20 protein-coding genes are annotated in these 18,644 nt (G+C 60.0%); 11 read left to right on the plus strand and 9 right to left on the minus strand.

The features are described from left to right. Positions 1-24: 24 nt before the first annotated feature. Positions 25-1,041 (minus strand): iron ABC transporter substrate-binding protein, encoded by a 1,017-nt coding sequence (locus GA0061100_RS29715; protein ID WP_075856483.1) that lies wholly within the window; start codon positions 1,039-1,041, stop codon positions 25-27. Between the two features lie 120 nt (positions 1,042-1,161). After that, positions 1,162-2,046, minus strand: coding sequence for a LysR family transcriptional regulator (locus GA0061100_RS29720; protein WP_075856456.1), 885 nt, complete (start codon positions 2,044-2,046; stop codon positions 1,162-1,164). Between the two features lie 99 nt (positions 2,047-2,145). Here GA0061100_RS29720 and GA0061100_RS29725 point away from each other — a divergent pair, with 99 nt between their 5' ends. Both GA0061100_RS29725 and GA0061100_RS29730 read left to right on the plus strand, forming a co-directional pair. Next, complete coding sequence (locus tag GA0061100_RS29725) at positions 2,146-2,553, plus strand: CidA/LrgA family protein (RefSeq protein ID WP_075856457.1); 408 nt, start codon at positions 2,146-2,148, stop codon at positions 2,551-2,553. After that, positions 2,540-3,238 carry an LrgB family protein gene (locus tag GA0061100_RS29730; RefSeq protein WP_075856458.1) on the plus strand — a complete coding sequence of 233 codons (699 nt, stop codon included), beginning with the start codon at positions 2,540-2,542 and terminating at the stop codon, positions 3,236-3,238. Before GA0061100_RS29725 ends, GA0061100_RS29730 begins: the two co-directional genes overlap by 14 nt. Positions 3,239-3,300: 62 nt before the next feature. Here GA0061100_RS29730 and GA0061100_RS29735 read toward each other — a convergent pair whose 3' ends face one another. Then, positions 3,301-4,638 (minus strand): MFS transporter, encoded by a 1,338-nt coding sequence (locus tag GA0061100_RS29735; protein ID WP_075856459.1) that lies wholly within the window; start codon positions 4,636-4,638, stop codon positions 3,301-3,303. Positions 4,639-5,031: 393 nt separating this feature from the next. On the opposite strand from GA0061100_RS29735, the gene cyoA reads away from it, so the two are divergent. From cyoA to GA0061100_RS29760, 5 genes are all read left to right on the plus strand, one after another. Continuing rightward, positions 5,032-6,150: a ubiquinol oxidase subunit II gene (cyoA, locus tag GA0061100_RS29740; protein ID WP_075856460.1), complete on the plus strand. Its 1,119-nt coding sequence runs from the start codon at positions 5,032-5,034 to the stop codon at positions 6,148-6,150. Between the two features lie 47 nt (positions 6,151-6,197). Further along, the gene (gene cyoB, locus GA0061100_RS29745; RefSeq protein ID WP_075856461.1) at positions 6,198-8,201 is read left to right on the plus strand and encodes a cytochrome o ubiquinol oxidase subunit I; all 2,004 of its coding nucleotides are present in this window, start codon (positions 6,198-6,200) and stop codon (positions 8,199-8,201) included. A 5-nt stretch (positions 8,202-8,206) separates the two neighbouring features. After that, complete coding sequence (gene cyoC, locus GA0061100_RS29750; protein WP_075856462.1) at positions 8,207-8,836, plus strand: cytochrome o ubiquinol oxidase subunit III; 630 nt, start codon at positions 8,207-8,209, stop codon at positions 8,834-8,836. Continuing rightward, positions 8,833-9,237, plus strand: coding sequence for a cytochrome o ubiquinol oxidase subunit IV (cyoD, locus tag GA0061100_RS29755; RefSeq protein WP_075856463.1), 405 nt, complete (start codon positions 8,833-8,835; stop codon positions 9,235-9,237). The genes cyoC and cyoD overlap by 4 nt, the downstream gene beginning before the upstream one ends. A 187-nt stretch (positions 9,238-9,424) precedes the next feature. After that, positions 9,425-10,189 carry an SURF1 family protein gene (locus GA0061100_RS29760; RefSeq protein ID WP_083961476.1) on the plus strand — a complete coding sequence of 255 codons (765 nt, stop codon included), beginning with the start codon at positions 9,425-9,427 and terminating at the stop codon, positions 10,187-10,189. Positions 10,190-10,251: 62 nt separating this feature from the next. Here the strand turns inward: GA0061100_RS29760 and GA0061100_RS29765 are convergent, their stop codons facing one another. Further along, positions 10,252-10,818 (minus strand): histidine phosphatase family protein, encoded by a 567-nt coding sequence (locus GA0061100_RS29765; RefSeq protein ID WP_075856464.1) that lies wholly within the window; start codon positions 10,816-10,818, stop codon positions 10,252-10,254. A 249-nt stretch (positions 10,819-11,067) separates the two neighbouring features. Between GA0061100_RS29765 and GA0061100_RS29770 the strand changes: the two genes are divergently transcribed. The 3 genes from GA0061100_RS29770 to GA0061100_RS29780 are packed head-to-tail and all read left to right on the plus strand — an operon-like array spanning position 11,068 to position 12,691. After that, on the plus strand, positions 11,068-11,277 hold the full coding sequence (locus GA0061100_RS29770) for a CbtB domain-containing protein (protein WP_075856465.1): 210 nt from the start codon (positions 11,068-11,070) through the stop codon (positions 11,275-11,277). A 12-nt stretch (positions 11,278-11,289) separates the two neighbouring features. Next, entirely contained in the window at positions 11,290-12,030 is a 741-nt protein-coding gene (locus tag GA0061100_RS29775) for a CbtA family protein (protein WP_075856466.1), read from the plus strand. Between the two features lie 34 nt (positions 12,031-12,064). After that, positions 12,065-12,691 (plus strand): hypothetical protein, encoded by a 627-nt coding sequence (locus GA0061100_RS29780; protein ID WP_075856467.1) that lies wholly within the window; start codon positions 12,065-12,067, stop codon positions 12,689-12,691. A 140-nt stretch (positions 12,692-12,831) separates the two neighbouring features. On the opposite strand, the gene GA0061100_RS29785 is transcribed toward GA0061100_RS29780, so the two are convergent. After that, entirely contained in the window at positions 12,832-13,140 is a 309-nt protein-coding gene (locus GA0061100_RS29785; RefSeq protein ID WP_075856468.1) for a GCG_CRPN prefix-to-repeats domain-containing protein, read from the minus strand. Between the two features lie 240 nt (positions 13,141-13,380). Between GA0061100_RS29785 and GA0061100_RS29790 the strand changes: the two genes are divergently transcribed. Further along, complete coding sequence (locus GA0061100_RS29790) at positions 13,381-14,988, plus strand: inorganic phosphate transporter (RefSeq protein WP_075856469.1); 1,608 nt, start codon at positions 13,381-13,383, stop codon at positions 14,986-14,988. A 209-nt stretch (positions 14,989-15,197) separates the two neighbouring features. On the opposite strand, the gene GA0061100_RS29795 is transcribed toward GA0061100_RS29790, so the two are convergent. The 4 genes from GA0061100_RS29795 to GA0061100_RS29810 all read right to left on the minus strand — a co-directional run bounded on the left by GA0061100_RS29795 (position 15,198) and on the right by GA0061100_RS29810 (position 18,452). After that, a complete protein-coding gene (locus tag GA0061100_RS29795) occupies positions 15,198-15,647 on the minus strand; it encodes a Ros/MucR family transcriptional regulator (RefSeq protein WP_075856470.1) in 450 nt (149 codons plus the stop codon). Between the two features lie 170 nt (positions 15,648-15,817). Next, entirely contained in the window at positions 15,818-16,405 is a 588-nt protein-coding gene (locus GA0061100_RS29800) for a helix-turn-helix domain-containing protein (protein ID WP_208621598.1), read from the minus strand. Positions 16,406-16,517: 112 nt separating this feature from the next. Then, a complete protein-coding gene (locus GA0061100_RS29805) occupies positions 16,518-17,306 on the minus strand; it encodes an EAL domain-containing protein (RefSeq protein ID WP_075856471.1) in 789 nt (262 codons plus the stop codon). Between the two features lie 327 nt (positions 17,307-17,633). Then, positions 17,634-18,452, minus strand: coding sequence for a sugar phosphate isomerase/epimerase family protein (locus GA0061100_RS29810; protein ID WP_075856472.1), 819 nt, complete (start codon positions 18,450-18,452; stop codon positions 17,634-17,636). Between the last annotated feature and the right edge of the window lie 192 nt (positions 18,453-18,644).

The following is an 18,644-nucleotide window of genomic DNA, read 5'->3' on the forward strand; positions in this document are numbered from 1 at the left end:
AGAGCCGCGGCGCGGACCCTGGGGTTAGATGAGGCCTGCTTCCGTCATCAGGTCGGTGACCTTCTTGCTGTTCAGCTTCGAAGGCTCGACCTTCGGCGCCTGCAGCTCGGAGATCGGCACCAGCTTCGCATTGGAAGCCTCGCCGTTGCCGACGGCATATTCATAGGAGTCGCCATCGCGCAGAACGGCCTGGCCGCCCTTGCCGGTGATCCACTTCAGGAAAGCCTGTGCTTCCTTCTGATGCTGGCTGGATGCCAGCACGCCGCCGCCGGAGATGCTGACGAAGGCGCCAGGATCCTGGTTCTTGAAGTAGTGCAGCGAGACGTTCTTGCTGTTTTCGCCGGTCTTGGCCTGATCGCCGAACCAGTAGTAGTGATAGATCAGCGCACCCTGGATCTCGCCGGCGTTGACTGCCTTCATGGCAACGCTGTTGCCCTTGTAGAAGCTGGCATTTTCTTTCATCGCCTTCAGCCAGGCGCGGGTTGCATCCTCACCCTTCAGCTCAAGGAAGGCGCTGACGATTGCCTGGAAGTCGGCACCAGCCGGCGAAGCGCCCCAGCGGCCCTTCCACTTGGGATCGGCGAGATCGAGCATCGACTTCGGCAGATCGGCTTCCTTCAGCTTGGTCTTGTCATAAGCGAAAACCGTGGAGCGGGCGGCAACGCCGACCCAGTTGCCATCGGCAGCCTTGAAGGTTTCCGGCACCTGGGCGAGCGTCGCGGCATCGACCGGGGCAAAGAGCTTGTTGGCATCGACCAGCGTCATGCCCGGAGAATTTTCCGTCAGGTAGACGTCGGCGGGGGAGGCCGCACCTTCCTGGATGATCTGGTTGGCGAACTGCATGTCGCTACCATTGCGGATCGTGACCTTGATGCCGGTTTCCTTGGTGAAGCCATCCGCCCAGGCCTGCGTCAGCGCCTCGTGCTGGGCGTTGTAGACGACGATGCCTTCGGAGTCGGCGGCGTTCGCCATCATCGGAGCAACGGCAAGGCCCGCGGCAAGCGCCAGCGCACTGGTAAGATGAGAAAAGGAAAAAGTCATAAAGTCCTCTCGCGTGAAAAGCACCGCCACCAGGCAGCAATGCGATAGCCTATATTTTTCCTGAGCATTTTTTTCAAGTTTGCACTCAGGTCGCTTTATCACAAAAGTTTGAAATCAGAGTCAAGATTTCGCCGCGATCTCCGCAGCGAGGTCGAGCCAGGCGCGGCCGGCATGCGACAGATAGCCGCCGCGCCGCCAAATCCAGGCCATGTGCCACTCCATGCCCGGTTCGACGACGAGCGCATGGGCGATGCCGGGGCGCTGGCGCTGTTCGGCGATCAGCCGCGGCAGGAAGCCGACCCCGAGTCCCGCGGCGACCAATTCGGCGATAAAATTGATCTGGCTGGAGCGAGCGGCGATACCAGGCGCGAAGCCGGCGGTGCGGCAGGCATCGAGAATGATGCCGTTCAGCGCAAATCCGGTTTCGAACAGGAGGAATGAATTACCCTTGAGCGCCGCGAGCGGCACCGCTTCCTGCCTGGCAAGCGGATGGGAAGATGGCAAAAGCACATGCATGGGCTCGCAGCGCACGCTTTGCCATTCGAAGGCGTCGGGCGTGGGTAGAAGCGAAGCCCCGAGATCGACCTCGTCGGCAAGCACCATTTCCTCGAGCCGTTTCGCCCCCTGTTCGATCAGCCTGATCTCGATACCGGGATAGCGATTGCGGAAGACGGCGAATACCGGTGCAAACAGAGCATCATTGCCGATCGGCGGCAGGCCCAGGCGCAAAGTGCCGCGCGTGAGGCCGCGCAACTCGGACAATTCGGCCAGCAGATCGTCGCGGCCGGCGAGGATCGTGATCGCCCGGCGATAGACCACCTCGCCGGCATCCGTCAGCGTCGTGCGATGACCGATGCGGTTCAGCAGCGACAGGCCGAGCTCATCCTCCAACTGGCGCACGGCCTTGCTGACGGCGGATTGGGTCGTGAACACCACCTTGGCGGCTTCCGAAAAGCCGCCCTGGCGCACTACCTCGACAAAGGCTTTCAGCGTCCGAAGCTCCATCACTATTCCATATAGGACTGAATTTCATGAAATCAATTCATTTTATTCATCTCGCAGCAGGGCTTATCTTCAGGCCGTCCGATTTTCCCGAGTTTCCCCATGCGTATCGACCTACAGAATCATCCGAAACTGGGCCGGCTGGCCCAGATCCTGTTGCTGCTCGTCTTCTGGCAAGCGGGCGAGACCATCGTGCGCCTGACGCATCTGCCGATACCCGGCGCCATCGCCGGCATGTTGCTGGTGCTGGCGCTATTTGCGAGCGGCAAGGTCAAGCTGACGAGCATGAAGCGCGGCGCAGAATGGTTTCTTGCCGAAATGCTGCTGTTCTTCGTGCCGGCGGTGCTGGCTTTGCTCGATCATGGCGAGTTCATCGGTATCGTCGGGCTGAAGGTGCTCGCGGTGATCTTTGTCGGCACCGTGATCGTCATGGGCGTGACCGCCATCGCCATCGATATCGGCTACCGCCTGATGATGCGCCAGGGAGCGTCCAGCCATGCCCACGATTGAAATCGTCGCATCAGGCCTGTTCTGGCCGCTGGCGACGGTCGGCCTCTACTACGTGTCGAAGGCGCTCTACCGTCGCTGGCCTTCGCTCTGGCTATCGCCGCTGGTGGCCGTGCCCGCAGTCCTGATCGTCATCGCCCTCATGCTGCATGCCAATTACCAGGACTACATGCATGACAGCCGCTGGCTGCTTGCCCTGCTCGGGCCGGCGACCGTCGCCTTTGCCGTGCCGATCTATGAGCAGCGCGATCTCATCAAGCGCTATTGGCCGGTCCTGCTGTTCGGAGTTGCGGTCGGCAGCACCACGGCGATGGTGTCCGCGTGGGGGCTTGCGAGCCTCCTTGGCCTTGATGAGAGCCTGCGGCTCAGCCTGATGCCGCGCTCGATCAGCACGCCCTTTGCCATGGTTGTTTCGGGCGATATCGGCGGTGTACCCAACCTGACCGCCGTCTTCGTCGTCATCACCGGCCTGTTCGGCGCCGTTGTCGGGCAAATCCTGCTGCGGCTGCTGCCGCTGCGATCGGGCATGGCGCGCGGAGCGCTCTATGGCATGGGCGCGCATGGCATCGGCGTCGCGAAGGCTCACGAGATCGGTCGGGAAGAAGGATCGATCGCCGGATTGGTCATGGTGCTGGTGGGGATGACGAACGTGCTGGCGGCGCCGCTGATCGCCTGGCTCGTGCATTGAGTTTGAACGAAAAGGCCGCGGCACTTTCATGCCGCGGCCTTTTTCAATTCAAATATTCCGTCTCAGTTATCGCGCGTTTCCAGCGTCTTGCTGAAGAAGATCGCGACCAGCGTGCAGACGACGCCCGACAGCAGATAGAGGCTGGTATAGACGAGGCCGAACTGGCTGGAGAGGGCAAGCGCCACGAAGGGCGCAAAACCGGCACCGATCAGCCAGGACAGATCCGACACGAGGGCCGAGCCGCTATAACGATAGTTCTGGCTGAAGCGCGATGCACTGGCGCCAGCCGCCTGACCGAAGGAGAGGCCGAGCAGCGTGAAGCCGAGCACCACGTAGATGTGACGGCCGGTCGCGCCGCCATCGAGCAGCCAGGGCGCAACGAAGGCGAAGCAGGCGATCAGCACGGCGCCGATAGCCAGCTGATTGCGGCGGCCGATACGGTCGGCGAGCATACCCGAACAGATGATGGCGAGAATACCGCAGATCGCGCCAAGGAACTCCATCAGCAGGAACGAGCCGGGGGTCTGCTCGCTGTAGAGCGTAACCCAGCCGAGCGGGAAGACCGTGACCAGATGGAAGGTCGCAAAGCTTGCGAGCGGCACGAAGGCGCCGATCAGCACGTCGCGGCCATGCACCCGCAGCAGTTCCGTCATCTTCACGGGTTCGAGCTCGTGGCGCTCCAAGAGCGTGCCGAATTCCTCGGTCGCCACCAGACGCAGGCGGGCGAAGAGCGCAACGACGTTGACCGCGAAGGCGCAGAAGAACGGATAGCGCCAGCCCCAGTCCAGGAAGTCCGCACTCGTGAGGCTCGTTACGAAATAAGCGAACAGCGCGCTTGCCAGCATGAAGCCGATCGGGGCACCGAGCTGGGGGATCATCGCGTACCAGCCGCGATGGTTCGTCGGTGCGTTGAGCGCCAGGAGCGAAGCCAAGCCGTCCCAGGCACCGCCGAGCGCCAGGCCCTGGCCGATGCGGAAGATGGCAAGCAGGATGATCGCATAGACACCGACCTCGGAATAGCCGGGCAGGAAGCTCATTGCCGCCGTCGAGCCACCAAGCAGGAACAGCGCGATCGTCAGCTTGACGCCACGTCCATACCTGCGGTCGACCGCCATGAAGATGAACGAGCCGATCGGGCGGGCGATGAAGGCGAGCGCGAAGACCAGGAAGGAAAGGAGCGTGCCATGCAACGGGTCGGCGAAGGGGAAGATCAGCTTCGGGAAGACCAGAACCGATGCGATGGCATAGACGAAGAAATCGAAGAATTCGGACGTGCGACCAATGATCACGCCGATGGCGATATTGCCGGGGGCTACGGAGCCGCCCGCATGCATGCTGCGGGCATCGCTCTCCAGAGTAGAAGATGTGGGGTTCAGTGATTCATGCGTAACGCTGACCATGCGCGGGAGCCTCCCTCTCCGAGCACGAATTCCTCCACGAATTCGTGCATAATGAAAATGTCGATCAAACGTGCGAACATATCAAGTATCGAGCATGAAATAATTCGCAAATTAGCGATCAAATCGGGCCATTTCCGCGTTTGACGCCACATTTCAGATCAGACGGGAACCGCCGCCGATAGCCATTTGTTCCGATCCAGGTATATTGGCGGCGATAAAAGCGAATGGCCTCATGGAAAACCTTCTGGATTTCTGAGGGTTTTCCCGATACGTGAGACAGCATTCCATACCGCAATGCACTCAAGCTTGCTGCGGTGCGACGAAACACCTCATATCGTTCATGACCGCCGTCCTTTAGTCGCGGTAGGGTCGAAACAAAAAGAGCTTTAAGACGTGCCAAGACTATCGAAGATTTTCAGCCGTTTATCCGTCATCCCATTGTTTTTGCTACTTTCAGGTTGCAATCTTGTGGTGATGGCTCCCTCCGGCGATATCGCCATGCAGCAGCGGGACCTCATCATCGTCTCGGTCGTGCTGATGCTGATCATCATCATCCCGGTGATCTTCCTGACGCTGTTCTTCGCCTGGAAATACCGCCAGTCGAACAAAGAGGCGACCTACGAGCCGGAATGGCATCATTCGACACGTCTGGAGCTGGTCATCTGGTCCGCTCCGCTGGCCATCATCATCGCGCTCGGCGCCGTGACCTGGATCAGCACCCATCAGCTCGACCCCTACCGCCCTCTCGACCGCATTGCCGCCGACAAGCCGCTCAGTGCCGACGTGAAGCCGCTGACGGTCGAAGTGGTGGCACTCGACTGGAAATGGCTGTTCTTCTATCCGGAATACGGCATCGCGACCGTCAACGAGATGGCGGCGCCGGTCGATCGCCCGATCAATTTCAAGATCACGGCTTCGGCTGTCATGAACTCCTTCTTCATCCCGGCGCTGGCAGGTCAGATCTATGCCATGCCGGGCATGGAGACGAAGCTGCACGCCGTCATCAACCATCCCGGCGAATTCCAGGGCCTGTCCGCCAATTACAGTGGCGCCGGCTTCTCGAACATGCGTTTCAAGTTCCATGGCCTCAATCAGGCTGACTTCGACCAGTGGGTCCAGAAAGCCAAGAGCCAGGGCACGGCACTCGGCCGCCCGGAATATCTGGCGCTTGCCAAGCCGAGCGAGCGCAATCCGGTGCAGTATTTCAACGCCGTCGATGATGGTCTCTACAACGCCATCCTCAACATGTGCGCCGATCCGAGCAAGATGTGCATGAGCGAGATGATGCATATCGACGCCAAGGGCGGCGGCGGCAAGGAAAGCCACGAAAACCGCGAGCGCCTGATCTACGACAACCGCGATGGTGCCTCGGCCGAGGTCACGCCCGTCAAGGCTGAAGGCGATGCTACTCATACCATGCAGCATGGGGACAACTCGATGCAGGGCATGGATATGGGCAACGGCTCTTCTTCCGATTCGTCGACCGGTTCGGCGCAGCATCAGGGTCACTGATCCGGTGCGCTCAATAACAAGACATTCATAAGGGACAGAGGCAATCCATGTTTTCCAACCCGGACCTCTATAAATTCATCTTCGGTCGGCTGACGCTTGACTCGATCCCGTATCACGAGCCGATCCTCGTCGTGACCTTCCTCGGCGTCGCCATCGGCGGTATCGCCCTTCTCGGCCTGCTGACCTATTTCCGCCTCTGGGGCTATCTCTGGAAGGAATGGTTCACCAGCATCGATCACAAGAAAATCGGTATCATGTACGTCGTGCTGGCGCTGATCATGCTGCTGCGCGGCTTCTCCGACGCGCTGCTGATGCGCCTTCAGCAGGCCATCGCCTTCAACGGTTCCGAAGGTTATCTGCCGCCGCATCACTACGACCAGATCTTCACCGCCCACGGCGTCATCATGATCTTCTTCGTGGCGATGCCCTTCGTCACCGGCCTGATGAACCTCGTCGTGCCGCTGCAGATCGGCGCGCGCGACGTGTCCTTCCCGTTTCTTAACAACTTCTCGTTCTGGATGACGACGGCCGGCGCGATCGTCATCATGATCTCGCTCTTCATCGGCGAGTTCGCCAAGACCGGCTGGCTGGCCTATCCGCCGCTTTCCGGCATCGCCTACAGTCCCGACGTCGGCGTCGATTATTACATCTGGGGCCTGCAGGTGGCAGGTATCGGAACGACGCTTTCGGGCATCAACCTGATCGCCACCATCGTCAAGATGCGCGCGCCGGGCATGACCTTCATGAAGATGCCCGTCTTCACCTGGACGTCGCTCTGCACCAACATCCTGATCGTTGCCAGCTTCCCGATCCTGACCGCAACGCTCGCTCTGCTGACGCTCGACCGCTATGCCGGCACGAACTTCTTCACGAACGACCTCGGCGGCAATCCGATGATGTATGTCAACCTCATCTGGATCTGGGGCCACCCGGAAGTCTACATCCTGATCCTGCCGGCTTTCGGCGTCTTCTCGGAAGTCGTCGCCACCTTCTGCGGCAAGCGCCTCTTCGGCTACGCCTCGATGGTTTACGCCACCTGCGTGATCATGATCCTCTCCTACCTCGTCTGGCTGCACCACTTCTTCACGATGGGCTCGGGCGCCAGCGTCAACTCCTTCTTCGGCATCACGACGATGATCATCTCGATCCCGACGGGTGCGAAGCTTTTCAACTGGCTGTTCACGATGTACCACGGCCGCATCCGCTACGAGCCGCCGATGCTGTGGACCGTCGGCTTCATGGTGACCTTCACCATCGGTGGCATGACCGGCGTCATGCTGGCGGTTCCACCAGCCGACTTCGTGCTGCACAACTCGCTGTTCCTGATCGCCCACTTCCATAACGTGATCATCGGCGGCGTGCTCTTCGGCATGTTCGCGGGCGTCAACTACTGGTTCCCGAAGGCCTTCGGCTTCAAGCTCGATCCCTTCTGGGGCAAGATGAGCTTCTGGTTCTGGCAGATCGGCTTCTGGTTCGCCTTCATGCCGCTCTACATCCTCGGCCTGATGGGCGTTACCCGCCGCGTCAGCCAGTTCGACGATCCGTCGCTGCAGATCTGGTTCATCATCGCCGCCTTCGGCGCCGGCCTCATCGCCATCGGCATCGCCTGCTTCCTCATCCAGCTCGCCGTCAGCTTCATGAAGCGCGAAGAGCTTCGCGACCACACCGGCGACCCCTGGGGCGGCCGTACGCTGGAATGGTCGACCTCGTCGCCGCCGCCGGCCTACAACTTCGCCTTCACGCCGATCGTCTACGATCACGACGCGTGGTGGGACATGAAGAACCGCGGCTACGTCAGGCCGACGGAAGGCTTCATCCCGATCCATATGCCGAAGAACACCGGCACCGGCATCATCCTCGGCGTTCTCTCCATCGGCTTCGCATTCGGCATGATCTGGTACATGTGGTGGCTTGCCGCCATCACCTTCGTCGCGATGATCGTCATTACGATCGGCCATACCTTCAACTACAAGCGCGACTACCACATCCCCGCCGACGAGGTCGTCAAGACCGAGAACGAGCGTACGAAGCAGCTCGCAGGACAGGTGTAAGACTTATGACCACCCAAACCGCACACGCTCCCAAGGATGGCGAAACGCCCGCCTTCTACATGACGGAAGAGCATCATCCTGAAGGCAGCACCATGCTGGGCTTCTGGATCTACATCATGAGCGACTGCCTGATCTTCGCAGTCCTCTTCGCCACCTTCGCCGTACTCGGCCACAGCTATGCGGCCGGCCCGTCGCCGGCCGACCTGTTCGAGCTGCCGCTCGTCGCCCTCAACACGGCGATGCTGCTCTTCTCCTCCATCACCTATGGCTTCGCCATGTTGGCAATGGAGAAGGACAACAAGTCGGGCACGCTGATGTGGCTGACGATAACGGGCATCTTCGGTGCCCTCTTCATCTTCTTCGAACTCTATGAGTTCTATCACCTGATCCTCGATGGCGCCGGCCCGCAGCGCAGCGCCTTCCTGTCGGCCTTCTTCACGCTGGTCGGCACGCACGGTCTGCACGTCACCACCGGTATCGTCTGGCTGATCACGCTGATGGTGCAGGTTGGCCGCTACGGCCTGATCCCGGAAAACAAGCGCCGCCTGATGTGCCTTTCGATGTTCTGGCACTTCCTAGACGTCGTCTGGATCGGCGTGTTTTCCCTCGTCTACCTCATGGGAGTTCTCGGATGAGCTCGAACGCAAACCATTCGCATCATTCCGGCGACGCCCACGGCCACGACCACCACGGCGGCCACGAGGCGGCACATGGCACCTTCAAGAGCTACATGACGGGGTTCGTCCTCTCCGTCATCCTGACCGCCATTCCCTTCTGGCTGGTCATGGCCAAAGTGATCCCCGATCCCGCCGTCACCGGGGCGATCGTCATGATCCTCGGTGCGATCCAGATCGTGGTGCACATGATCTACTTCCTGCACATGAATACCCGCTCGGAAGGCGGCTGGAACATGATGGCGCTGATCTTCACGATCGTCATCGTCATCATCGCGCTGTCCGGCTCGCTCTGGGTCATGCATCATCTCAACGCGAACATGATGCCCATGTCGCCCGAGATGATGCGCAACATGCCATAAGATCGAGCGGCGGGCCTTCAGCAAAAGGCCCGCCCTCTTCCCGGCGCGAAAATTCCGCCGGATGCTGCGCAGCGCATCCCTGAAAATGCGAGATGCCGCAGCCGATTTTCAGACCACGCATGATCTTCCGCGAAGAGAATTGAACCTCCCGAAATCATGCGGCAGCGCGTCCCTGGAGACCAGCGCCATGACCGACATTTCCTCAACCGCATCTCAGGGCAAGTCGCGTTCGACACTTACCCTTGCCATCTGGGTATCGGTGCTTCTGCTCCTGACCGCGCTTCTCATCGGGCTCGGCACCTGGCAGGTGAAGCGGCTGCACTGGAAGCTGGATCTCATCGCCCGGGTCGATGCGCGCGTGCATGCCCCGGCGGTTCAGGCACCCGGCCCGGCGCAATGGGCTGAGATCAACGCCGAAAACTCCGAATACAAGCATGTTCAGGCGAGCGGGACTTTCCTTAACGGCAAGGAAGCGCAGGTCTATGCCTCGACCGCGCTTGGCGCAGGCTACTGGGTGCTGACGCCACTGAAGCTTGCCGATGGCACGATCATCATCGTCAATCGCGGCTTCGTTCCCACAGAGAAGCGCAATCCGGTGACACGCGCCGAAGGCGAGATTGCTGGCGAGACCTCCGTGACCGGCCTGCTCAGGATCAACGAGCCCAAAGGCACGCTGCTGCGTTCGAACGTGCCGGCGGACGAGCGCTGGTATTCGCGCGACGTGACTGAGATCGCCGAGGCCCGCGGGTTGCAGAACGTGGCGCCCTACTTCATCGATGCCGACGATGCGAAAAATCCGGGCCGACTGCCCGTGGGCGGGCTGACACAGATCACCTTCCACAACAGCCATCTCGTCTATGCCATTACCTGGTACGGACTGGCCGCCATGACGTTTGGCATGGCCGGATATCTTGTCTACTCCGAACGCAAGCGGGCACGGGCGGCCGGCTGATCGCCATCCCTTTGCTTTCGGGCAATTTCCGACGCCGAAGCCGCAGCTTTGTGGGAATCGCTCTAGATCGTCATCTTGGGAAAGCGAAGCTGCCAGCGCCGGCCGTCACTCGTCATTTCGACAATCCCGAACGGCTCGACATCAACAGCCCAGAATGCTGCGGGCGGCGCCTGCAGGGCCTGCAGAACGGCAGCGCGAATGACGCTCGCATGGGTGACGACGACGATATGGCCGGCATCCTCGATGTGATTTCCCATCCATTCAGCGACGCGCTTCATGACCGCCGACAGGGCTTCACCGCCATGCGGCGCGACCGAGGTATCCGTCATCCATAGCGCCAGAGAATTCGCATCCCTTTCATGCAATTCTGCAAGGGATTGCCCCCGCCAGTCACCATAATCGCATTCCCGCAAGCCGACATCCGGGATGGCATCGAGACCGAGGACCGTGGCTGTCTGGCGCGCGCGCAGAGCCGGACTGGTCCAGACCCGATCGATCGTCTCGAGGCCGAAGGACAATGATTGAGCCTGCTGCACTGCCTTCGCCTCCAAGGGTTCGTCATCCGGAAAGCAGCCGTTTCGATTGGCTCGCGTCGCCCCATGGCAAATCCAGCTCAAACGCGTTTTCATAAGACTGTCCCAACTCCATCCCCTGCCGCGCTCTTGTCGCGATTTCGCATCGCAGTGGCGCTTGATTGACAACCATCTTTACAAATAGATATAAACTTGCACTTGCACTTGCGGGTGCGGAAGCCGGTGGAATTCCGGCGCGGTCGCGCCACTGTAATCGATGACGGAACCTTCGCCCTCGAGAGCCAGACCCTTCCCGCAAGAACCCTTCCGCAAATGGAACGCGCTTTTCTTTAAGAGGGAAATACAATGTCCGACACCACTTTCGCGCCAACCGCAGTTCCGCAGCCGATTCCGCTCGGTCAAATCCTGCCCTGGGCCATTTTTGCCGGCCTGCTGATGCTGCTCGCGATCTATTTCATCGGTGCAGAAGAGGGCGCAACCTCGCTCATCTCGGGCATGTATGTGCATGAATTCGTACATGATGCCCGTCACCTTCTCGGCTTCCCCTGCCACTAAGGGGTCAAGCACATGGTTGGACGCCTTTTGCTCCGCGGCATGATCGTCGGGGCCCTTGCGGGTATTCTCGTTTTTGCCTTCGCCCACATCTTCGGCGAACCGCTGGTCGATTGGGCCATCGGCTTTGAAGAAAAGGCCGCGCAAGCCGCCGGCGAGGCGCCTGAGCCGGAAATCGTCAGCCGCGCCACACAGGCGGGCATCGGCCTCTTCACCGGCAGCGTGATCTTCTCGACCGCAATAGGCGGATTGTTCGCGCTGGTCTTTTCCTTTGTTTACGGTCGTGTCAGCCCTCTCGGCGCACGCGGCACGGCAGCCCTGCTCGCCATCGCCGCTTTCGTGACGATTTCTCTCGTGCCCGACATCAAATATCCGGCAAACCCGCCGGCTGTCGGCAATCCCGATACGATCGGCGCGAGAACCGAGCTGTTCTTCATTATGATCGTTGCCTCCGTCGTCGGCATGATCGTCGCCGTGGGCTTCGGCCGTCGGTTGGCAGCGCGATATGGTTCCTGGAACGGTGCGATCATTGCCGGAATCGGCTACATCGTCTTCATCGCGTTGATCCAATATCTGCTTCCCTCGATCAACGAAGTGCCCGAGCAATTCTCCGCCGTGGTGCTCTGGCGCTTCCGCATCACATCGCTTGGCATGCACGCCATCCTCTGGACGACGCTCGGCCTTGCCTTCGGAGCCTGGGCGGAACGCCAGCTGCCGCAGACACGCTACGGCAGTGCGACCCTGCGCCGGGCTTAGCATGATAAGTAGCTCGCATCCCGCGCATGGCAACATGCGCGGGAAACGCCAGCATCCAAGCAGCGTCCTTTTTGCACTCTTCTGGCTCATGCTGTCGAGCTGGCCGGCTTCTGTTGCTGCGCATGGCGGCGGCTCTTCCGGCAGCCAGGCCGGTATCCCGATCCCTAGCCTCACCCATGGCGAGATGGCTGTGATCGCTCCCTATTACGGGCGGATCGTCTCGCTTGCCGAGAGCACATCGGATACCGACGAAACCTTCCGTCGCCTCTTGAACTTCGCGCAGATCCAACGCGCCTATTGCCTCTGGGGCCTGATGCCGGACAGCGTCAGCGACGAGGAAAGCCCTTTCAATGAATGCTCCCACGCCTACCTCGCGGCGGCAAAAGCGGTGTTGCTGCAGATGCGGGTAATGAAGGTGGAAAAGGCATCGGTCGACGACCTCGTCTCCGATATCGACGCGACACTCGTGCGCAACAACCTCTCGCTCATCCTGTGCAAATTCAGCGGCGAGAATTTCAATACGGCCGATCTCATCCGGCCGAAACTTGCCGACATCGCGCTCCATGCGAAGAGCCTTGTTGCGATTTTATCGGCCAGCCTGCTCGTTCTTTCAGGCCTATGGCTCGGAGCGCGCGCATTGCGGCCCCAAACCCAGCCTTAGAGCAGTTCAGCTTTTCACGGAATCTCCGAACCGATTTAGCTTTATATTTTCACGCAATTCCGGACGGAAAACCGCTGCGCACTTTTCCTGAAATTGCTCTAAACAAAACACCGCCGCAAGGCGCGGCGGTGTTTCGGGTCTTACCAGTAACGCGGGCGATCACGCCAGCGGTCATCGCGCCAGCCGTCGCGATGGTGGCGATGGCCGTGCCAGCCCCATGGCGGCGGCGGTGGCGGCCTGTAGTAACCCCAACGCCGGGGCGGCGGACCCCAGCGATTCGGGCGGCATTCGCCCCAACGCGTCAGGTGCCAGCCACGACCGCAGGCATAGTCGACTTTCACGATCGGCACTGAGGCCGTTGTCCCAACGGCTGGGATAGGCATTGCCTCTGCCGAAGATACAACCAGGCTGCCGAACAAGGCAGCGATGGCAATCACGGACGATCTCATTTTGATGGCCCTCTATCCAAGTCCCTTACATCAGGGATTTAACCCTCCGAGGTATGAACGCCGGCTGAACCGAAAAAGGCCTTTTGACGGCGAAATCAAGATCAATCCAAACGCCTGTCCGCAGCCGAAAGAGCATATTGTCGCCGGTATTTGCAGCCGGCCGCAACCTACTCGCGCGTCACGAGAGCTTCATGAAGGAAGCTTACACCAGCGATATCAATTGCCATAAAGGAGTTTGGGATGGTCGACCTCGCTTCAAACACTTCGGAGGGTGGCAATGCCAACCATCCAATTCACGGTGCCGGTAGTTCGGCAAAATGGTTTCTGCCGATCTTTGGCGTCCTTGTCCTGGCTGGCCTCGGTTATGTCGGTTATGCGCTCGGTAGCGAGCTCGCCGATGCCGCTGCTGTTCCGTGGATCCTGCTCGGCCTTGCGCTGCTGATCGCGCTCGGCTTCGAATTCGTCAACGGCTTCCACGATACGGCCAACGCGGTCGCCACCGTCATCTACACCCGTTCGCTGCCGGCGGAATTCGCCGTCATCTGGTCCGGTTTCTTCAACTTCCTCGGCGTTCTGACCTCGTCGGGCGCCGTCGCCTTCGGCATCCTGGCGCTGCTGCCGGTCGAGCTGATCCTCCAAGTCGGTTCCGGCTCCGGTCTTGCGATGGTCTTTGCCCTGCTGACCGCTGCCATCATCTGGAACCTCGGCACCTGGTATCTCGGCCTGCCGGCCTCAAGCTCGCACACGCTCGTCGGCTCCATCATCGGCGTCGGTCTCGCCAACCAGTTCCTCGCCCCTGCCGGCTCCGCCACCAGCGGCGTCGACTGGTCGCAGGCAAGCAGCGTCGGCATGTCACTGCTGCTCTCGCCGATCATCGGCTTTGCCATGGCTGCGATCTTGCTGCTGGTCGCCAAGGTGCTGATCCGCAACAAGGAGCTCTATGAAGCACCGAAGGGCAATGCGCCGCCGCCGGCATGGATCCGCGGCCTGCTGATCTTCACCTGCACCGGCGTCAGCTTCGCCCACGGTTCGAACGATGGCCAGAAGGGCATGGGTCTGATCATGCTCATCCTTATCGGTCTCGTACCGACGGCTTTCGCGCTGAACCGCACGCCCGACGTCAACTATCTCGAAGCTTACAAGGCTGCCTCCACGCAGGTCGAGACCGTGCTCGGCAAGTATGTGAAGCCGGGCGTTGCCGCTCCGGCCGATCCGAAGGCTGCGGTCAGCGATGCCGTCAAGACCAAGACCTGGACGGACGCAACAACGCCTGCACTGCAGGCCTATATTCATGCCACCAGCGCCGAAATCGCCGCTTATCCGAGCGTCGAAAAGCTGCCGAACGGCCTCGTCGGCAACGTTCGTAACGACATCTACCTGATCGGTGAATCGCTGAAGCTGATCGACAAGCAGAAGCTGCTGCCGATGAACGCCGACGACCTGAAGGCCGTGACCAACTATCACGCCGCCGTCGATCACGCGACCAAGTTCATCCCGCTCTGGGTGAAGGTTGCCGTCGCATTGGCACTCGGCCTCGGCACCATGGTCGGCTGGAAGCGCATCGTCGTCACGGTCGGCGAAAAGATCGGCAAGACGCACCTGACCTATGGCCAGGGTGCCGCTGCCGAAGTCGTCGCCATGCTGACGATCGGCGCTGCCGACCATCTCGGCCTGCCGGTCTCGACAACGCACGTCCTGTCCTCCGGCGTCGCCGGCACCATGGCGGCAAACGGTTCCGGCCTGCAATGGTCGACGGTGCGCAACATGCTGATGGCCTGGATACTGACGCTGCCGGCCTCGATCGCACTGGCCTTCGTGCTCTTCATCGCGCTGCGTCAGGTTTTCTGATCATCGCCGATAACGACTTCGGACATCCTCGACAAGACAATGGCGCCCCTTATAGGGCGCCATTTCATTTGCAGCATCCCGCCGGCAGACGCGGCACCACCGCAAGCGTCGCAAAACGCATGGAAACCGCTCGCGGGTCCGCCCGAACTCCCCCGAAGCGCCGAAGCCATGCCGTCAGGAACGCCGGAAGCGTCCGTTTCCGAATGGCTTCAGGCGACGCTTTCCCTCTTGTTGCCATTCGCACCGAGGCCGGAAATCTTCGCGAGTTCCGAACGACGGTTGGCATAATTCTGCGCAACCATCGGATAGTTGGGAGCAAGTCCCCATTTCTGTCTGTACTCCTCGGGTGTCAGACCGTAATGCACGCGCAAATGGCGCTTCAATGTCTTGAAGCGTTTGCCGTCTTCGAGGCAGACGATGTAGTCGTTCGTCACCGATTTCTTCAAATCCACTGCCGGCACCAGATTGCTTCGATCGACGATCGAAGCCGAACCATCCAATGTTTGCAGCGCCTCGTGAATATCCTTGATAAGCCTCGGGAGGCTGTGAACAGGGATGGCATTATGGCTGACATAGGCAGAAACGATCTTCACGCAGCCGTCGAACAAGGAAGGCATCTTCTGGGGTACGGGGTCTTTTCTCTCGCTGAAAGAATCCATGATCTTTTCCCGGATCTCATTTGGTTCCTCGTGCGCCGCCCCGCTCGAATTGCATCATGCGCGATACCCGCAGCCGGGCAGCGCGCCGTTTCGATTTGCGCCCTGTTCCAGGAGCGCGATCCCGGTTTGGTAACCGGGGCAGAATGCGTCCGCATGAAATGCGTGCGCAATCACAGCCGGTAGCTTTTCGCTCCGTATCCCATATCCGCAGCAGTCTGCGGCAGTTCGCCGGCTGAGTCCGAAAAGTAGACCGCCAGCTTGTTGCAAAGAGTGACGAGCGGCATGCCGAGCATGAATGCCGTGTGAGTGGGATCTCCGCCGCAATGATGCAGCGTCTGGAGAATAAACTTGCGCTCGACATCCTCCATCGTCTGGCCGACAAGGCTGCCGATGGCGGTATCGACCGCTCCCTGCAGCAAACGGCCATCGCCAAGATGGAGAGTGATCTCCTCAATCAATCGATTTTCGCTTGCGGTCACGATAACGACGTCATCGGCATGACCGCCGAGCTCGCACAGCACATAGAGGCCGGTCTCGGCATCTATGGCGACGCGGCCAATCGCTTCGGCCGCCCGATCGCAAATAAGAACATGCGGGTCAGCCCCGCCGACGAATGTGGCCGACAACTCGCCGCTTCCGGAAAAGACAATGCGAAGTCGGCTCACAAAAGCGCGCAGCAACGTCTTCGTCTTCAGCTCGTTTGCCGCTCGGGCCGCCGAGATCTGATAGGCCGATGTGAAAGCCGGCTGCTTCATCATGGCATCACCTGCAAGCCCCTGATGGCAGGCTTCGGCGAAAGACCGGCAGATATACGCCATGCACAACGATTGGAGATTGCGACCATGTCCGGCGGGACAAGAGCAGGAATAGTCATTCCACCCCCCGCAAGACGGCTTTACGCTTGTAGCGCCGGAGTTGCGCCAATGAAACCGGCTTCGACAACAGAAAGCCCTGCACATGCGTTGCGCCCGCTTCCCGCGCCACATCGAGCTGTGAGCTGGTTTCGATACCCTCGACGACGACAAATGGAGCAAAACAGGCGGCAAAACCGACGAGATGAGAGAGGCTGTCGCGGCCGTCGCGGCCGCGCCTGTTATCCCACACGAAGGCTGCGTCGATCTTGATGATATCCGCCGGCACCTGCAACAGCGATGCCGGCGTGGCAAAACCCGACCCGAAATCATCGATTGCGATACGACAGCCGAGATCGCGGATCATCTTCATACGCTCGATGGATGCGCCAACCACGGGATAACTTTCGGTGACCTCGATGATGAGGCGCGAAGCAAGCTCCGGACGGCGGTTAATTCGCCCGAACACATCAGCAAACCGATCGAAGTGCGACAGGCTGGTGGCGGAGAGATTGAAGCCGAGAACCAGCGCCTCGTCCGCGGCGAGATCGGATAACACCATATCCAGAATACGCAGATCGAGATCGAACCAGCGATCCTGCCGCTCAAGGAGCGAAACGAAGGTACCGGCCGTATGTACGGTGCCGTCCGAGTCCGTTACGCGCGCCAGGCTTTCCGCGTAGAACACCTTGCCGACATTTCCTGCATCATGAATCCATTGCGCCGCGAAACCCAGGCCACCTTCGGCGATCGCCTTCAAGATCAGGGCTCCATGCCCCTCCTCCTCGCGGCTTGCACTACCGTTCATCGGACTTCCCTTTCGGGGCGATACGGCGATCGAGAAACATCCAGGAGCAGGAAACAGCGGGTGATAAACGGCGCGCTTCGCTCCGAAACATCGGATTCCGGTGTGTATAATCCACCTCTTCCATCTTCCAGACACCCTCAAACCTCAATCATTGAGGCCCCCTTCATCGAGCTGGAAATATTGCGCCGAAGACCGTAGTCAACCCGGCACGGACATGCCTACGAGATAGTTATTTAATAATTGCTAATACACTAATTAACTCGCGCTGCAAAAGTCAATCTCCATGCAGCCTTCCCCCATACAACTAAACTAAAATATTAATGCTCTTCAACAATTATTCACCACTTGCCGCGTGGACCACCAGCCACGTTGCCGCGCCGCCTGCAGAGCCAAATCCAGAGGCGGCAGATCCTGGTGCCACAATCTTTCCCACTCCAGACTCATGATGCCGGCATAACCATCGGCATCGAGCGCTGAGCGCAGCGCCGCCATCGGGAATTCGCCGGTGCCGGGCAACACATAACTATAAGGCAGTCTCGGCCCCGGCCTGGAAACGCTGTCCTTGATATGGAGATGTTGCGTGTTGTCTCGAACCTGCTTCCAGGTTTCGACGGGATCTTGCCCGCCCTTGCGCCAGGTGTGATGCGTATCCCAGATCAGCGCGCAATCGGGCGCTATTTCAAGGAAGCGTGGAATAGCGTCCGGCAATGCGAGGAAATCATGTGTCTCGATGACCATAGCGGCGTGAAAGCCTTCACGCTCCGCGGTCTCACGCCACCATTGCAGCGTCGCCAGCGCTTCGGCCAGCTCGCCCTTATCGGCGCTTTCGCCGCCGTCGAAAACCCTAAGCGAACGAACGCCGGCGGCCTCCGCCCACGGAAGATAGCGTAGGAACTCTTCCTTTGCCTGCGCTGTCGGACCGACAAGACGCAGCGACGTATTGAAGGCGCAGATGCTGACGGCAGAAGCCTCCAGCACTTTGGCCAGGACGGCCGGAGAGCCGAACCTTTCGGTAAAATGCTTAGCCAGATCGACGGTGCCGCCAAGGGCGCGGATTTCGATGGCGTCGATGCCATGGTTTTCGGCCAATCCGAGGGCTTCGCTCAATTCGAACTCGGCACATCCCAGCGTGGAAAATGCCGACATTATCCGCGACCTGTCACTATCAACTGCGATCACCAGAGCCTCCTCCGCCCGATTGCCGCCCACTCAAGGTGCGGATGGACACACTCTACCCTTCCGCAGCCTGTGGCTCGACATAAGTAACCAAACGGATAATTAAGGAGCTGGCTTCAGCCGTCAAGCTCGGATCGCAGTCGACGTCACAGGATAGCTCAC

Origin of the sequence: Martinezella hainanensis, assembly GCF_900094555.1 — a bacterium.
Classification (GTDB): Bacteria; Pseudomonadota; Alphaproteobacteria; order Rhizobiales; family Rhizobiaceae; genus Rhizobium; species Rhizobium hainanense.

What these genes read in the sequence shown, in the direction of transcription:
- GA0061100_RS29715 (WP_075856483.1), bottom strand. Translation starts at nt 1,041, where the DNA reads ATGACTTTTTCCTTTTCTCATCTTACCAGTGCGCTGGCGCTTGCCGCG.
- GA0061100_RS29720 (WP_075856456.1), bottom strand. Translation starts at nt 2,046, where the DNA reads ATGGAGCTTCGGACGCTGAAAGCCTTTGTCGAGGTAGTGCGCCAGGGC.
- GA0061100_RS29725 (WP_075856457.1), top strand. Translation starts at nt 2,146, where the DNA reads ATGCGTATCGACCTACAGAATCATCCGAAACTGGGCCGGCTGGCCCAG.
- GA0061100_RS29730 (WP_075856458.1), top strand. Translation starts at nt 2,540, where the DNA reads ATGCCCACGATTGAAATCGTCGCATCAGGCCTGTTCTGGCCGCTGGCG.
- GA0061100_RS29735 (WP_075856459.1), bottom strand. Translation starts at nt 4,638, where the DNA reads ATGGTCAGCGTTACGCATGAATCACTGAACCCCACATCTTCTACTCTG.
- cyoB (WP_075856461.1), top strand. Translation starts at nt 6,198, where the DNA reads ATGTTTTCCAACCCGGACCTCTATAAATTCATCTTCGGTCGGCTGACG.
- cyoC (WP_075856462.1), top strand. Translation starts at nt 8,207, where the DNA reads ATGACCACCCAAACCGCACACGCTCCCAAGGATGGCGAAACGCCCGCC.
- cyoD (WP_075856463.1), top strand. Translation starts at nt 8,833, where the DNA reads ATGAGCTCGAACGCAAACCATTCGCATCATTCCGGCGACGCCCACGGC.
- GA0061100_RS29760 (WP_083961476.1), top strand. Translation starts at nt 9,425, where the DNA reads ATGACCGACATTTCCTCAACCGCATCTCAGGGCAAGTCGCGTTCGACA.
- GA0061100_RS29765 (WP_075856464.1), bottom strand. Translation starts at nt 10,818, where the DNA reads ATGAAAACGCGTTTGAGCTGGATTTGCCATGGGGCGACGCGAGCCAAT.
- GA0061100_RS29770 (WP_075856465.1), top strand. Translation starts at nt 11,068, where the DNA reads ATGTCCGACACCACTTTCGCGCCAACCGCAGTTCCGCAGCCGATTCCG.
- GA0061100_RS29775 (WP_075856466.1), top strand. Translation starts at nt 11,290, where the DNA reads ATGGTTGGACGCCTTTTGCTCCGCGGCATGATCGTCGGGGCCCTTGCG.
- GA0061100_RS29780 (WP_075856467.1), top strand. Translation starts at nt 12,065, where the DNA reads ATGCGCGGGAAACGCCAGCATCCAAGCAGCGTCCTTTTTGCACTCTTC.
- GA0061100_RS29785 (WP_075856468.1), bottom strand. Translation starts at nt 13,140, where the DNA reads ATGAGATCGTCCGTGATTGCCATCGCTGCCTTGTTCGGCAGCCTGGTT.
- GA0061100_RS29790 (WP_075856469.1), top strand. Translation starts at nt 13,381, where the DNA reads ATGGTCGACCTCGCTTCAAACACTTCGGAGGGTGGCAATGCCAACCAT.
- GA0061100_RS29795 (WP_075856470.1), bottom strand. Translation starts at nt 15,647, where the DNA reads ATGGATTCTTTCAGCGAGAGAAAAGACCCCGTACCCCAGAAGATGCCT.
- GA0061100_RS29800 (WP_208621598.1), bottom strand. Translation starts at nt 16,405, where the DNA reads ATGATGAAGCAGCCGGCTTTCACATCGGCCTATCAGATCTCGGCGGCC.
- GA0061100_RS29805 (WP_075856471.1), bottom strand. Translation starts at nt 17,306, where the DNA reads ATGAACGGTAGTGCAAGCCGCGAGGAGGAGGGGCATGGAGCCCTGATC.
- GA0061100_RS29810 (WP_075856472.1), bottom strand. Translation starts at nt 18,452, where the DNA reads ATGTCGGCATTTTCCACGCTGGGATGTGCCGAGTTCGAATTGAGCGAA.